At 63.9% G+C, this 14300-nt stretch carries 16 protein-coding genes, 1 other RNA gene and 1 pseudogene; 7 read left to right on the forward strand and 11 right to left on the reverse strand.

Annotated features, from left to right (window positions below; all coding sequences use genetic code 11):
• Window positions 1-67: 67 nt before the first annotated feature.
• The 11 genes and pseudogenes from ABIB06_RS27295 to ABIB06_RS27345 form a co-directional block, all read right to left on the reverse strand.
• The gene (locus ABIB06_RS27295; RefSeq protein ID WP_211384594.1) at window positions 68-274 is read right to left on the reverse strand and encodes a DUF2065 domain-containing protein; all 207 of its coding nucleotides are present in this window, start codon (window positions 272-274) and stop codon (window positions 68-70) included.
• Between the two features lie 71 nt (window positions 275-345).
• Window positions 346-1242, reverse strand: a complete 897-nt coding sequence (gene hflC / locus ABIB06_RS27300; RefSeq protein WP_247347556.1) for a protease modulator HflC — start codon at window positions 1240-1242, stop codon at window positions 346-348.
• Complete coding sequence (gene hflK / locus ABIB06_RS27305) at window positions 1239-2375, reverse strand: FtsH protease activity modulator HflK (RefSeq protein ID WP_247347558.1); 1137 nt, start codon at window positions 2373-2375, stop codon at window positions 1239-1241. The genes hflC and hflK overlap by 4 nt, the downstream gene beginning before the upstream one ends.
• A gap of 153 nt (window positions 2376-2528) precedes the next feature.
• Window positions 2529-3038 (reverse strand): dihydrofolate reductase, encoded by a 510-nt coding sequence (locus tag ABIB06_RS27310; RefSeq protein ID WP_354051025.1) that lies wholly within the window; start codon window positions 3036-3038, stop codon window positions 2529-2531.
• Window positions 3038-3523, reverse strand: a complete 486-nt coding sequence (locus tag ABIB06_RS27315; protein ID WP_354051024.1) for a GNAT family N-acetyltransferase — start codon at window positions 3521-3523, stop codon at window positions 3038-3040. Before ABIB06_RS27315 ends, ABIB06_RS27310 begins: the two co-directional genes overlap by 1 nt.
• Window positions 3524-3528: 5 nt before the next feature.
• On the reverse strand, window positions 3529-4323 hold the full coding sequence (locus ABIB06_RS27320; RefSeq protein ID WP_354051022.1) for a thymidylate synthase: 795 nt from the start codon (window positions 4321-4323) through the stop codon (window positions 3529-3531).
• 168 nt (window positions 4324-4491) lie between these two features.
• Window positions 4492-4752, reverse strand: a pseudogene (locus tag ABIB06_RS27325) (tripartite tricarboxylate transporter substrate-binding protein); the annotation flags it as partial.
• A gap of 229 nt (window positions 4753-4981) precedes the next feature.
• Window positions 4982-6547, reverse strand: coding sequence for a tripartite tricarboxylate transporter permease (locus tag ABIB06_RS27330; RefSeq protein ID WP_247347573.1), 1566 nt, complete (start codon window positions 6545-6547; stop codon window positions 4982-4984).
• Window positions 6548-6554: 7 nt separating this feature from the next.
• A complete protein-coding gene (locus ABIB06_RS27335; protein WP_354051020.1) occupies window positions 6555-7316 on the reverse strand; it encodes a tripartite tricarboxylate transporter TctB family protein in 762 nt (253 codons plus the stop codon).
• Window positions 7317-7411: 95 nt separating this feature from the next.
• Window positions 7412-7942 (reverse strand): chromate transporter, encoded by a 531-nt coding sequence (locus ABIB06_RS27340; protein WP_354051019.1) that lies wholly within the window; start codon window positions 7940-7942, stop codon window positions 7412-7414.
• Window positions 7939-8556 (reverse strand): chromate transporter, encoded by a 618-nt coding sequence (locus ABIB06_RS27345; RefSeq protein WP_354051017.1) that lies wholly within the window; start codon window positions 8554-8556, stop codon window positions 7939-7941. Before ABIB06_RS27345 ends, ABIB06_RS27340 begins: the two co-directional genes overlap by 4 nt.
• Window positions 8557-8640: 84 nt before the next feature.
• Here ABIB06_RS27345 and ssrA point away from each other — a divergent pair.
• From ssrA to feoB, 7 genes are all read left to right on the forward strand, one after another.
• Window positions 8641-9007, forward strand: a transfer-messenger RNA (tmRNA) gene (ssrA, locus tag ABIB06_RS27350).
• A 113-nt stretch (window positions 9008-9120) separates the two neighbouring features.
• The gene (locus ABIB06_RS27355; RefSeq protein ID WP_247347583.1) at window positions 9121-9639 is read left to right on the forward strand and encodes an SspB family protein; all 519 of its coding nucleotides are present in this window, start codon (window positions 9121-9123) and stop codon (window positions 9637-9639) included.
• Between the two features lie 99 nt (window positions 9640-9738).
• Entirely contained in the window at window positions 9739-11169 is a 1431-nt protein-coding gene (gene fumC / locus ABIB06_RS27360) for a class II fumarate hydratase (RefSeq protein ID WP_502916563.1), read from the forward strand.
• 278 nt (window positions 11170-11447) lie between these two features.
• Window positions 11448-11636, forward strand: coding sequence for a DUF4169 family protein (locus ABIB06_RS27365; RefSeq protein WP_247347585.1), 189 nt, complete (start codon window positions 11448-11450; stop codon window positions 11634-11636).
• Window positions 11633-11887 carry a ribbon-helix-helix domain-containing protein gene (locus tag ABIB06_RS27370; RefSeq protein WP_247329715.1) on the forward strand — a complete coding sequence of 85 codons (255 nt, stop codon included), beginning with the start codon at window positions 11633-11635 and terminating at the stop codon, window positions 11885-11887. Before ABIB06_RS27365 ends, ABIB06_RS27370 begins: the two co-directional genes overlap by 4 nt.
• 116 nt (window positions 11888-12003) lie before the next feature.
• A complete protein-coding gene (locus tag ABIB06_RS27375) occupies window positions 12004-12279 on the forward strand; it encodes a FeoA family protein (RefSeq protein ID WP_247347587.1) in 276 nt (91 codons plus the stop codon).
• 20 nt (window positions 12280-12299) lie between these two features.
• Window positions 12300-14171: a ferrous iron transporter B gene (feoB, locus tag ABIB06_RS27380; RefSeq protein WP_354051012.1), complete on the forward strand. Its 1872-nt coding sequence runs from the start codon at window positions 12300-12302 to the stop codon at window positions 14169-14171.
• Window positions 14172-14300: the final 129 nt, after the last annotated feature.

Below are 14300 nucleotides of genomic sequence, written 5' to 3' on the forward strand. Positions count from 1 at the left end.
GGCCTCAAGACCCGGACAATACGGCGAAAACCGGTCCCTCGCCTTCACTTTGGCGTTGGCGCGACGGCTAAATTGGACGTCGCATAACCCAGATCAGGATCAGGCCGGCCACGGCCGAACCAATCCCCACCGCCCGCAGGACATTGTCCGGAGTGGCCATGGCGCTTTTCATGGCCTTGCGCATCCAGGCCGGACTTGCCGCGAACATCAAGCCTTCCAGCACGAACAGGATGCCCAAGCCGATGAGGAAGTCGGCGAACGCAATGGACCTCATCGGATTGGAACCTCCCGTTGTGCTGTTCTTGTCCGGACGAAGGGCGGCCAGACCGGCCGCCCTCATCTGGCTTACGGCTTCGCTGGCGTCGTGGTCGCCGTCTTGCCGGACGGGTTACCAAAGAACCGGAAGAAATCCGAGTCCGGGCGCAGGAGGAAGCGGGTATCGTTCGACCGCAACCCGTTCTCATAGGCCGACATCGAGCGGTAGAAGGCGAAGAAATCCGCATCCTGGCCGTAGGCTTCGGCGAACAGACGGTTGCGCTCGGCATCGCCGACGCCGCGCGTTTGCTCGGCCTGTGACCTTGCTTCTGCCTCGATCACGGTTGCCTCGCGGTCTGCCTTGGAGCGGATCTCCTGTGCCTTCTGGCCGCCCTGCGCGCGGAACTCGGCGGCTTCCCGCTCGCGCTCCGTCTTCATGCGCTGATAGACCGCCTGGCTGTTCTGCTCCGGCAAATCGGCGCGGCGGATCCGGACGTCAACGACCTGGATGCCGTAGCCGTCGGCCTCGTGATCGAGCTGATCGCGGATGCGCTGCATCAGCTTCTCGCGGTCGTCGCGCACCACGTTGATGAACGTGACCTCGCCGAGCACGCGGCGCAGTGCCGCGTTCAGCAGGGTGGTGAGCTGGATGTTGGCGGCCTGGATCGAGCCGATGCTCTGATAGAACCGCAACGCGTCCTTGATGCGGTAGCGCGCGAAAGCATCGACCACGAGCCGCTTCTGGTCGGACGCGATCGCTTCCTGTGACGGGTTCTCGAGATCGAGGATCCGCTTGTCGATGTTGATCACCGAATTCCACGGCGCCTTGAAATGCAGGCCGGGAGCGGTAACGACGTCGACGGGCCGGCCGAACTGCAGCACGATGGTCTGCTCGGTCTGCGCTACCGTGAACAGCGACATGTAGCCCACGATCACGACAAGCAGGAGCCCGAGCAGCGCGACGATACCTGTAACTGGAGACCTCATCGGTTGCCTCCGGTCGTCTGCTGGCCGGTTGCAGGCGGCCGCTTGGCCGTCAATTCGCTGAGCGGCAGATAGGGCACGACGCCCTGGCCCGACTGGCCGCCGTCATAGATGAGCTTCTCCGAGCCGCCGAGCACGCGCTCCATCGTCTCAAGATAAATCCGTTCACGCGTCACGTCGGGCGCCTTCTTGTATTCATCGTAAACCTTCAGGAAGCGCGAGCTCTGGCCCTTGGCCTCGGCGACCGTCTGCTCCCTGTAGCCTTCGGCGGCCTGCATGATCTGCGCCGAACGTCCGCGTGCCTGCGGCACGACCTGGTTGGCGTAGGTCTGCGCCTCGTTTTGCAACTGCTCGAGATTGGCGCGCGCCGCCTGGACGTCGCGGAAGGCGTCGATCACCTGGGCCGGCGGATCGACCTTCTGCATCTGCACTTGGCTGATCTGAATGCCGGCGCCGTAGGTGTCCAGGGTCTTCTGGATCAGTTCCTGCACGCCCTGTTCGGTGACGTTGCGCGCGCCGGTCAGGATCGGCTGGATCTGCGAGCGGCCGATCACCTCGCGCATCGAGCTCTCGGCGACCGCCTTCACGGTGCCTTCGGGATTCTGGATGTTGAAGAGGAAATCGCCGACGCCGTTGGGCTTGATACGCCAGAGCACGGTGAAATCGACGTCGACGATGTTCTCGTCGCCGGTCAGCATCAGGCTCTCTTCCGGCACGTCACGAATGGAACGGCCGCGCCGCGCCGGATCGTCGATCAGCGTCATGCCGATGGAGATGGTGGAAACGCGCAGTGCCTTCGGCAGCAGCACGGTTTCGATCGGATAGGGCAGATGATAGTTCAGGCCGGGCTCCACGGTGCGAACATGCTTGCCGAAGCGCAGCACGACGCCGAGCTCTTCGGACTGCACCCGGAAGAAGCCCGACAGCAGCCAGAACGCGACGATGAGCAGCACGATCAGCGTGATGCCGATGCCGGAGAAATAGCCGCCCGGCATGATCTGCTGGAGGCGGTCCTGGCCGCGGCGCAGAAGGTCTTCCAGATCCGGCGGCCTCGGCCCGACCGGTTGCGGGCCGTTGCCCCATGGCCCCTTCGGACCCGAGCCCCATGGGCCACCGCCCTGATTCTTCCACGGCATTCGACGCTCTCCTCGGCAGGGTGAAATTGCCCCAGCCCGCTTTGTCCGGTCCGGCTTTATAGGGGACAGGCAGGTCCCTTACAACGCAGCCCTCGCTGTCTTCCGAGCTATGCTCGGGCACGAAAAAGTCAATGTAAACATTGGCGAAAGCGGTTAATGGCGCGGCCGCCGACGATATGTCACATAGGAGTAGTCGGCGCTGTCGTCGGGTCCGGCAGGATGACGTACACGCGCCACCTCATCCCAGTCTGCCTTGTCGATGTCGAAATACGTGTCGCCTTCGGGGCGCGCATGCACTTCGGTGATTTCGAGGCAATCGGCGCGATCGAGCCATTGCCGATAGATTTCGGCGCCACCGATCACGGCGATCTCGGCGACCGAACGCCGCAGGGCATCGCCGCGCGCGACGGCGCCTGCATCGGCAGCCGATGTCGTGACGATGGCGCCAGTGGCGCGATAATCCGCATCGCGCGTGATGACGATGTTGGTGCGGCCCCGAAGCGGCCGGGGCAGGGATTCGAAGGTCTTGCGGCCCATGATCACGGGCTTGCCGATCGTGAGCGCCCTGAAGCGCGCCATGTCGGATTTCAATCGCCACGGGATCGCGTTGCCGGCGCCGATGACGCCGTTCTCCGCGATCGCGACGACGAAGACGATCTCCATCAGGTCGCACTCCCGGCAAGCCGTGTCAGCGCAGGCCCGGTGACGCGGCACAGCGTCCAGTCGTCCAGCATGACGGCACCGAGCGACTTGTAGAACGCGATCGAGGGTGAGTTCCAGTCGAGCACCGCCCATTGCAGCCGCGACCAGCCGTTCTCGACGCATTCCACGGCAAGGCGCACGAGCAGCGCCTTGCCGAGGCCCCTGCCCCGATGCGACGGCCGCACATACAAATCTTCGAGATAGATGCCGTGGCGGCCGCTGAACGTAGAGAAATTCACAAACCACACCGCGAAGCCGACCGGCTCGCCGTTCCACTCGGCGATTGCGCAATGGAGTTGCGGTCTCTCACCGAACAGCGCGTCGGTGATCATCGCCTCGGTCGCTTCGACCTCGTGCGAAAGCTTTTCGTACTCGGCGAGCTCGCGGATGAAAGCGAGAACGAGCCCGGCTTCGCCGGGACGCACACGGCGGATGTTGAGCGACATCGGCTTCAGACCGCGACTGCCGCCTTGATGTGCGGATGCGGATCGTAGCCGACCAGCTCAAAGTCCTCGTAACGGAAGGAGAAGATATCCTTCACGTCAGGATTGATCCGCATCACCGGCAGCGCGCGCGGCGCGCGTGTGAGCTGGAGCTTCGCTTGCTCCAGATGGTTGGAATAAAGATGGGTGTCACCGAACGCATGCACGAAGTCGCCGGCCTTCAGGCCCGTGACCTGCGCCACCATCATGGTGAGCAGCGCGTAGGAGGCGATGTTGAAGGGCACGCCGAGGAACACGTCGGCCGAGCGCTGATAGAGCTGGCACGACAGCTTGCCGTTGGCGACGTAGAACTGGAACAGGCAGTGGCACGGCGGCAGCGCCATCTTGTCCACTTCGGCCGGATTCCATGCCGAGACGATCAGGCGGCGCGAATCCGGATTGCGCTTGATCATGTCGATCACGTTGGCGATCTGGTCGATGCTGCGTCCGTCCGGCGCGGGCCAGGAGCGCCATTGATGGCCGTAGACGGGTCCGAGATCGCCGTTGGCGTCCGCCCACTCGTCCCAGATGGTGACGCCGTTGTCGCGCAGATATTTGACGTTGGTGTCGCCCTTCAGGAACCACAACAGCTCATGCACGATCGCCTTCAGCGGCAGGCGCTTGGTGGTCAGCATCGGAAAGCCGGCGGACAGGTTGAAGCGCATCTGATGGCCGAACACCGACAGCGTGCCGGTGCCGGTCCGGTCGGTCTTTTCCGCGCCGTCTGAAAGAATCCGCTCGAGCAGGTCCTGATACTGGTGCATGTGCGTGAGCCTTTGGGGAGGCGGCAAACTTAGCGGCCACCCCCGCGCTGCGACAGCGTCGATTCGCCATCCATACGCATTATACTCCGAAAAATGAGCGTTCCCGGCGCAAACGACAAGGGGCGGAACTTGCGTGCCGCCCCTCGCCTATCGACTTGATCCTGCTGGCTAACTTGCCGGCTTGAGCACCGGGGTCCACTTCGCGATCTCGCTCTTGACGAGGGTCGCCAGGGCCTCCGGCGTCCGGTCCGCGGGCGCCGGAATGACGCTGCCGAGCTCGAGCAGGCGCTTGCGCACGGTCGCGTCGTCGAGCGCCTTGACGGCCGCGGCGTTCAGGCTCGCTATGATCGCGGGCGAAGTTCCCTTCGGCGCGAACATCGCATTCCAGGCCTGGGCCTGGAATGCAGGCAGGCCGGCTTCCGCCGTCGAGGATAGGGTGCAGCAGCTGGAGCGACAAAGGCGCACAACGATGCCAGCGCCGCGGCACATGCGCCCGCAAGTGCGCGAATGCAAGTCATGTCGACCCCCTCGGACATAAAACAAAATGCCGGCCACAGGGCCGGCATTTTCATTTCACGAAGCGGTCACACAAGTCGATTCGACATCCGAATGCGACGCCCCGACACAGGGCGCCGCGCCGACGCAGCGCGCGTCGCGATCAGTTCTCGGATTCGGTGAACACCTCGTCGCGCTTGGCACGCAACGTGGGCAGCACCGTGAGCACCAGCAGGAAGGCCGCAATCGCAAGCAGCACGGCCGACAGCGGACGCGTCAGGAACACGCTCCAGTCGCCGCGCGAGATCAGCAACGCACGGCGCAGGTTCTCTTCCATCAGTGGTCCGAGCACCATGCCGAGCAATAGCGGCGCCGGTTCGAAATCGTGCTTGATCAGCCAGTAACCGACCAGACCGAACACGCCAGCGAGGATGACATCCACAGGTGCGTTGTTCACCGAGTAGATTCCGATCGCGCAGAAGATCACGATCGAGGGGAACATCAGCCGGTAGGGCACGCGCAACAGCCGCACCCAGATTCCGACCAGCGGCAGGTTGATGATGATCAGCATCAGATTGCCGACCCACATCGAAGCGATCATGCCCCAGACCAGCTCCGGCTGCTTCTGCATCACCTGTGGGCCTGGCACGATGCCGTGGATGGTCATCGCGCCCACCATCAGCGCCATCACCGCGTTGGGCGGGATGCCGAGCGTCAGCAACGGGATGAAGGAGGTCTGCGCCGCGGCGTTGTTGGCGCTTTCCGGCGCCGCAACGCCCTCGATCGCACCGCGGCCGAACCGCGACGGGTTCTTGGCGATCTTCTTCTCGAGCGTATAGGCCGCGAAGGAGGCGATCACGGCGCCGCCGCCCGGCAGGATGCCGAGGATCGAGCCGAGCACGGTGCCGCGCAGGATCGCAGGCGTCGAGTCGATCAGGTCTTTCCTGGTCGGCATCAGGCCGGTGATCTTCTGCTGCACGAGGTCGCGGTTCATCTCGGCGCCGGCATCGAGGTTACGGATGATCTCGGCGAATCCAAACACGCCCATCGCCACCGTCGCGAAGCCGAGTCCGTCGGCGAGTTCCGGAATGTTGAACGCCATGCGCGAGGCGCCGGTCTCGATGTCAGAGCCGACCATCGACAGCAACAGGCCGAACACGATCATCGCGATCGCTTTCAGCACAGAGCCCTTGGCCAGCACCACCGCGAAGATCAGGCCGAGCACCATCAGCGAGAAGTATTCGGCCGGACCGAATGCCAGCGCGAGCTTGGTCAGCGGCGCACCGAGGATGGCGATCAGGATGGTCGCGACGCAGCCGGCGAAAAACGAGCCGATCGCCGCAATCGCCAGCGCCGGACCGGCGCGGCCTTGCTTCGCCATCTGGTGACCGTCGATGGCGGTGACGACCGATGTCGCCTCACCGGGAATGTTGACCAGGATCGAGGTGGTCGAACCGCCATATTGGGCGCCGTAATAGATGCCGGCGAGCATGATCAGCGCGCCGACCGGCGGCAATCCGAACGTGATCGGCAGGAGCATCGCCACGGTTGCGACCGTGCCGATGCCCGGCAGCACGCCGACAAGCGTGCCGACCAGTGCGCCAATCAGGCACATGAGAATATTGATCGAAATCGGGAGCGACAGTCCGAACAGCCACGACGGTGACCACCAGGAGATCTGAAACACCACACCGAAACCGAGGCCCAGATTGTGAAAAAGATCGGCCATCACACCCTCACTGAACCAGGAAACGCGGGAACATCGGCATTGGCAGCCCGAGCACGTAAGGGAAGAGCAGCGCGCAGCCGAGCGTCAGGCAGGCGCCTACGATGATGGCTTCGATCCAGCGCGTCTCATGCGTGCCCATCGCCGCGACCAGGAAGCTCACGAACGCCGTAACCACGACCCCAAGCGGACGAATCGCCAGCGCGAAGAAGACGATCGAGATCAATACGAACAGCGGTCCGCGCCAGGCATAATGTGCCATCGCCGGTCCATCAGACAACAATCCCGTCAACGCGATGCCGGCACCAAGCGCGACGAGGAGCCCGCCAAACATTCGCGGCGCCGTGCCGGCGCCGAAGGAGAAGCCGCGCATACCCTGCAAATCGCTGGAGGCCCACAGCGCGAACAAGGCCAGCGCCATCAGAACGATCCCGCCGACATAGTCCTGCGCCGACCTGATCGTCATGAAGATCGTGAGGATCGCCACCGCAAACAGTGGATAGGAATAGATCAGCGCCAGCAGCACATCGGATGACGCCTTCTTGGTGTCACCGCCGATCGCTCCGATCAGCGCGCCGGGGGCGCCCGCGAGCAGCGCCGTCACGTGACTGATCACGACGGTGGCCGGACCGCGTCCGATGCCCCAGCCGAAGATCGTCCCGAACGACCAGATGAATTCGAAGATCTGCGGCGCTATGGCCAGCAGACAAAAGCTGAGCGCCACCGACGTGTTTCGGTTGGCTGTCGCCGAGTGGCCCATCGTATCGGCCATGCCTATCTCCTCCGCGACCCGTAAGCCACGAGCAATGTTGTTCTAATCGGCTGGAAAACGATCCCCCCGCCCGGATCACTGCCTAGCGATTTTCATTACACAATGCCAGCAAAACCCAACAGGCCTCCGGCGAGCAAAAGCCATAGTGGATTGATGCGCGAGACCGAGGCGATCACTGCAACCGTCGCGGTCAGAAGCAGTGCAGCAATGGTGCGATCGGTCGACTGTGCCAGGATCAAGGCGCTCGCCGCCATCAGTCCGATCGACAGCGGAACCAATGCAGCCTGAATCAACACAGGCCAGCGCGATTGGCTGGGGCGGTTGAGGAGCCGGCTGACATAATAGGCAAGCAGCGCCGTCGGCAGGCACATGGCCAAGGTCGCCGCCAGCGCGCCGGGGATGCCGGCAACGGCGTAGCCGATTAACGTGACGATAAGCACGTTCGGACCTGGTGAGAGCTGCGCAATCGCATAGGCATCGGCGAACTGCTTGTCGGTCATCCAGTGATGCACATCGACCGCGATGCGGTGCATCTCTGGCACCGCCGCCGCGGCGCCGCCGACCGCGAACAGCGACATCAGGCCAAAGGTGGAGATCAGCGCCCAGATCGGGTTCTCGGCGTTCATGCTGCTACCTTCCGCCGCATCAGGAAGGTGGCGCCGACACTCACGGGGATCGCAGCCAAAAGCACGGCCTGGAGCGGCAGGCGAACGACGCCGATGGCAAGAAACACGGCCAGCATCAGGATGAGCGCGACGACGTCCAGCCGCTTGAGCAACGGCGTCATCATCCGGAAGACCACCGCGGTCAAGAGCCCGACCGCCGCGCAGGAGATGCCCGCGAGGATGCGGCGCAGCACCTCCACATCGCCGAACCGGGAGTAGATGATCGCAAGCACCGTCATGATCAACGTCGGCGGCAGCAACAACCCGGCGAAGGCGGCAATACCACCCGCGATCCCGCGCAGCCGCGCGCCGAACACCATCGACAGATTGACGATGTTGGGCCCGGGCAGAAAATGGCAGAGCGCAAAAGTCTCGTTGAACTCGTCCGCGGTCATCCAGCGGTGCTGCTCGACGATGGCCTGCCGGGCAAATACCAACACCCCGCCGAAACCGGCCAGCGACATCCTGGCGAAGGCCAGGAACAGCGCGACCAGGCCGGGCGGAACGGGGTTGGTGGCTGGACGGTCCGGCGATTGATCTGGGTGTTGGGCGGCCGGTGCGGAATCCTTGGACATGTCAGGAGCTTAGAACGCCGGCCGTCGCGCGGCCAAGCCAGTCGGGAACCTATCCAAAGGGAACCTCCGGAAAACCGCTCGAAACACCTGTCATTTGAAACCTTTGCCCCCTATATTGGGGGTGCCGGTTCGCCGGCTATGGAAATAAACGGTCGTCGCAATAAACCATTCGGACCCGGGGGCGGTACCCGGCGCCTCCACCAAAGCCCACCAGCGGGCTGAGCCCTAGAGCGGGCTTTGGCGGGGGCGAAATAGGATCGACGAGGGCGTAAAGGGCGTTCTTTTTCTCGGTATTGTTCCGCCGTTATCGGGCTATGCAATAGTTGCCAACGACAACTTTGCTCCGGTTGCTCAGGCTGCGTAACGCAGTTTGAAAGACCATTCTGAAGTCCTAACGGGTTAAGCTCCGTTAGGCGGGGTTCGGAGGCACCTGGCAACAGAAGCCTCCACTTACCTCCATTTCCTACCCGGCGGGGACTCCTGCTGACCCGTCAGGCGCGGTATTATCGCGGCTTGGCGAGTCGGGCCGGCGGGGCCCAACTCCTGGAATGCAACAGGACCACCATGGCGACCGATCATATCCGATACGATGTGCTGGCCCGCGACGCGCTGCGCGGCGTGCTGCGCAAGGTGCTGACCGATGCCGCGTCCCAAGGACTGCCGGGCGAGCATCATTTCTTCATCACCTTCGTCTCGAAGGCCGACGGCGTGAAGATCTCATCGCGACTGCTGGCGCAGTACCCGGAAGAAATGACGGTCATCCTGCAGCACCAGTTCTGGGATCTGACCGTGCTCGAGGACCGCTTCGAGGTCGGCCTGTCCTTCGGCGGCATTCCGGAGCGGCTGATCGTGCCGTTCAGTGCCATCAAGAGTTTCCTCGATCCCTCCGTGAAATTCGGCCTCCAGTTCGACACTTCCGATGTCGCCGAGGTCTCGCCCGAGACATTGCCGGCCGCTCCCGCCCCGTCCGCGGTCGCGGTGCCGGCGTCTGCGGCCGAGACGACGGAAAGCTCTGAAGAGCCGGCCGCCCCGAACCAGGGCGGCGCCGAAGTCGTGCGATTGGATCGTTTCCGCAAGAAATGATCTAGATTGGGCCGGAGCCCATCGCACGCGACCAAACTCCCTATATAGAGGCACATGTAGAGGCTGCGCGGCGTTTCGCGCGGCGGAATGGATGTGCCCATGGCCAAGATCGCCCGCTCGAAAACCGACCGCTCCTCGCGCTCCGCGACCCGCACCGAGACCGACAGCTTCGGCCCCATCGAGGTCCTCGCCGATCGCTATTGGGGGGCGCAGACCGAACGCTCGCGCCAGAATTTTCGCATCGGCATCGATCGCATGCCGATCTCGCTCGTGCATGCGCTCGGCATCGTCAAGCTCGCCGCGGCGCAATCCAACCAGGAACTCGGCCTGCTCGACCAGCGCCGCGCCAACGCCATCATCCGCGCCGCGCGCGAGGTGATCGAAGGCAAGCTGGACGATCATTTTCCGCTGGTGGTGTGGCAGACCGGCTCGGGCACGCAGAGCAACATGAACCTCAACGAGGTCATCGCCAACCGCGCCAATGAAATGCTCGGCGGCGAGCTCGGCGCCAAGAAGCCGGTCCATCCCAACGATCACGTCAACATGAGCCAGTCGTCGAACGACTCGTTCCCGACCGCGATGCACATCGCGGCGGCAAGCCGGATCAATGCCGATCTCGTCCCGGCCCTCGGCGAGCTGCTCCGTGCACTACGCAAGAAAGAGAAGGAGTTCGCCAAGATCGTCAAGATCGGCCGCACCCACACCCAAGATGCGACGCCGCTGACGCTGGGCCAGGAATTTTCCGGCTACGCCGCGCAGGTCGAAAGCGGCATCGCCCGGCTCAAGGTCGCGGTGAAGGAGCTCTATCCGCTGGCGCAGGGCGGCACCGCCGTCGGCACCGGCCTCAATTCGAAGCCGCGCTTTGCAAAACTGTTCGCAAAGCACGCGGCCAGCATCACGAAGCTGCCCTTCACCAGCGCCGCCAACAAATTCGAGGCACTGGCCTCGAACGACGCCTATGTGTCGGCGCACGGCGCCATCAATTCGGTCGCGACCGGCCTGTTCAAGATCGCCAACGACATCCGCCTGCTCGGATCCGGCCCGCGCTCGGGCCTCGGCGAATTGATGCTACCGGAGAACGAGCCGGGCTCCTCGATCATGCCGGGCAAGGTCAATCCGACGCAGTGCGAGGCGATGACCATGGTGTGCTGCCAGGTGTTCGGCAATCACACCGCGATCACGGTCGCCGGCAGCCAGGGCCATTTCGAGCTCAACGTCTACAAGCCCGTGCTGGCCTACAACATGCTGCACTCGATCCGGCTGATGGCGGACGCCGCGCGCTCCTTCACCGAGCATTGCGTCAGCGGCATCCGCGCCGACGAGAAGCGCATCAAGGAGCTGATGCAGCGCTCGCTGATGCTGGTGACGGCGCTCGCTCCCAAGATCGGCTACGACAACGCGGCCAAGGTGGCCAAGACGGCGCATGCCAACGGCACCACGCTGAAGGAGGAGGCACTGCGGCTCGGCTTCGTCTCGGCGGACGAGTTCGACCGCCTGGTGCGCCCCGAGAAGATGACCAGCCCGGGATAAAATTCCGAATTCCGATAGCCATCCGTAGTGATACGGACGCGCGCGCTGCAGAAATATGAGGCTTTGAGGGCCGGATTTGATTACCGTCAATGTCGCGGCGGGGCGGTGTGTTACGCAGCCCCTCTGCCCTTCACGGAGCGAAATTCATCGTTTGATGGCCCAAGGGGCCGATTGACGAGGACGAGCGAATGGCGATCAAGTCTTGTGGGGCGCAACGCGGCACCCTGTTTCTGAATGTTTCATCCAGCCCACGGAGGATCGGATGATGGAGACGCGGCATGGGGAACGTCATCAACCTGAAACGTTTCAGGAAGCGCGCCGAGCGGGAAGCCACGGCGAAGCAGGCGGACGCCAACCGAACGAAGTTCGGCCGCACGAAGGCGGAACGGTCGGCGGAGCAGACGCGCGCGGACCAGGCGAAGGCACACTTGGACCAGCACCAGATCGATCGCGAGGAGCAGCCATGAAGTCGCCCGTCGTGAAAAGGTCGATCGTCGTCGCCGGCCACAAGACCAGCGTCAGCCTGGAAGAGGCGTTCTGGAACGGCATGAAGGAGATCTCGGGCCTGCGCAACATGACGCTGTCCGAGCTGGTCGGCGAGATCGACGGCAACCGCCAGCAGGGCAATCTGTCCTCGGCGATCCGCCTGTTCGTGCTGGACTACTTCAAGAGCCGCGCCATGGCCGCCATCCAGTCGGAAAAGGTCCCGGCCCTGTAGCCGCCCTGGCGCCGATCCCCCTCCGTCACGAAGCTGCTACTTTAAAATCACTCTAAGATGCAGCTTCCGCGAGCCAGCGCGCTTGACCTCGATGCCCTGCGTTGAAAATACAGGGCATGACCGACATCCATGATACGCGTCCGCACATGCCGCTGGGTCTGGCCCAGCGCGGCTATACCGGCGTCATCCAGCACCTTTCCGCCAAGGACGCCGGCTCGGCGCTCTCGGACATCGAACTCGAGAGTCGGCTGATCGAGCTCGGCTTCGTCGAAGGCGCCCGGGTCGAGGTCTTGCACGAGGGGCTGGTCGGGCGCGACCCGATCGCCGTACGGGTCGACAGCATCACGATCGCGGTGCGCCGTCGCGAAGCCATGGCCATTATCGTCGCCTGAAGCGACCGGACCCCAATTCCATGGAATTGCCCCAACTTCATCTCGCCCTGGTCGGCACGCCAAACAGCGGCAAGACCTCGCTGTTCAATGCGCTGACCGGCAGCCGGCAGAAGGTCGCGAACTATCCCGGCGTCACCGTCGAGCGCAAGGAAGGCTTTTTTGTCACCCCTCTGGGGCGCCAGGTCTCGGTGGTCGACCTGCCCGGCACCTATTCGCTGCGCGGCCGCAGCCCGGACGAGGAGATCACCCGCGACTTCGTGCTCGGCAAGGCCTCCGGCGAGACCGCGCCCGACCTCATCCTGTGCGTGGCCGATTCCACCAATCTGCGGCTGACCATCCGCCTGCTGCTGGAGCTCAAGCGCACCGGCCGGCCGATGGTCCTCGTGCTCAACATGTTCGATATCGCCAGCCGCCGCGGCATCACTGTCGACGTCGAGCGGCTCGCCAACGAGCTTGGCGTGCCCGTGGTCACCTCGATCGCGGTGCGCAAGGGCGGCACGGCCGACCTGCTGGCGCTGACGGACGAGATTTCGGCAAAGCTCGCCGCCGAGCCGGGGGAGAACAATTGGCGCGTGCTGAGCGTGGCCGAACTGCGCGCCACCCAGCGCGAGGCCGACCGCATCATCGCCGATTGCGTCAGCCTGCCGAGCCGGCCCGACACCTGGACGGCGCGGATCGACGCGATCGTGCTGCACCCCGTCGGCGGGCTGATCGTGCTCGCGGCTATCCTGTTCGTGATGTTCCAGGCGGTGTTCGCCTGGGCGCAGCCGCTGATGGAGCTGCTCAACTCGGGCTTCGACTCGCTCGGCGAGTTCGTGCACGCCACCCTGCCCGCCGGCCTGCTGCAGAGCTTCCTTCAGAACGGCGTGATCTCGGGCGTCGGCAGCGTGATTGTGTTTCTGCCGCAGATCATCATCATCTTCCTGTTCATCCTGCTGCTGGAAGATTTCGGCTACATGGCGCGCGCCGCGTTCCTGATGGACCGCATCATGGGCGGCGCAGGCCTGCACGGCCGCGCTTTCATTCCGCTGCTGTCGAGCTTCGCCTGCGCCATCCCCGGCATCATGGCGACGCGCGTCATCGACAACAAGCGCGATCGGCTGACCACGATCCTGATCGCGCCGCTGATGACCTGCTCCGCGCGTATTCCGGTCTACACGCTGATCATCTCCGCCTTCATTCCGGCAAAGGACGTCTGGGGCTTCATCAACCTCCAGGGCCTCGTGATGTTCGGGCTCTACGCCGCCGGCATCATCAGCGCGCTTGCCGTCTCGTTCCTCATCAAATTCTTCATGCTGCGCGACTATGCGCCGGCGCCGTTCATGCTGGAGCTGCCCGACTACAAAATGCCGCGGCTGAAATCGATCGCGATCGGCGTCTATACGCGGGCCAAGATGTTCCTGCACCGTGCCGGCACCACGATCTTCTCGATGATGGTGCTGATCTGGTTCCTGGCCTCGTTCCCGCAGCCGCCCGCCGGCGCAACCGAACCGGCGATCGACTTCAGCCTGGCCGCGATCATCGGCAAGGCGCTTGCGCCGCTGCTCGCGCCGGTCGGCTTCAACTGGCAGATCGCGGTCGCGCTGATCCCGGGCATGGCGGCACGCGAGGTCGCGGTCGCCGCGCTCGGCACCGTCTATGCGATCGAAGGCGGCAAGGAAGCGGCTGAGCAGATCGGCCAGGTGCTGGCGACGAAATGGTCGCTCGCGACCGCGCTGTCGATGCTGGCCTGGTACATCTTCGCCCCGCAATGCGCCTCGACGCTGGCCGTGATCCGGCGCGAGACCGGAAGCTGGACCTGGATGGCCGTCACCTTCGCCTACATGCTGGTGCTGGCCTATGCGGCGAGCCTTCTGATCTACAATGTCGCGGTCGCGTTCGGGGCGGGGTAGCCCCTCTCGAAACTAAAACTGCGAAAACAACCCCATGCACAGTAGACCGACGCTGTGAGATCAATGGGTTACGCGTGCGTGAAAATCGTCCGACCGCAGCCGGGATAGAGCCCGCACAATCCGGACTTA

It is taken from the genome of Bradyrhizobium sp. LB8.2 (assembly GCF_040548035.1).
In the GTDB taxonomy this organism is placed as follows: Bacteria; Pseudomonadota; Alphaproteobacteria; order Rhizobiales; family Xanthobacteraceae; genus Bradyrhizobium.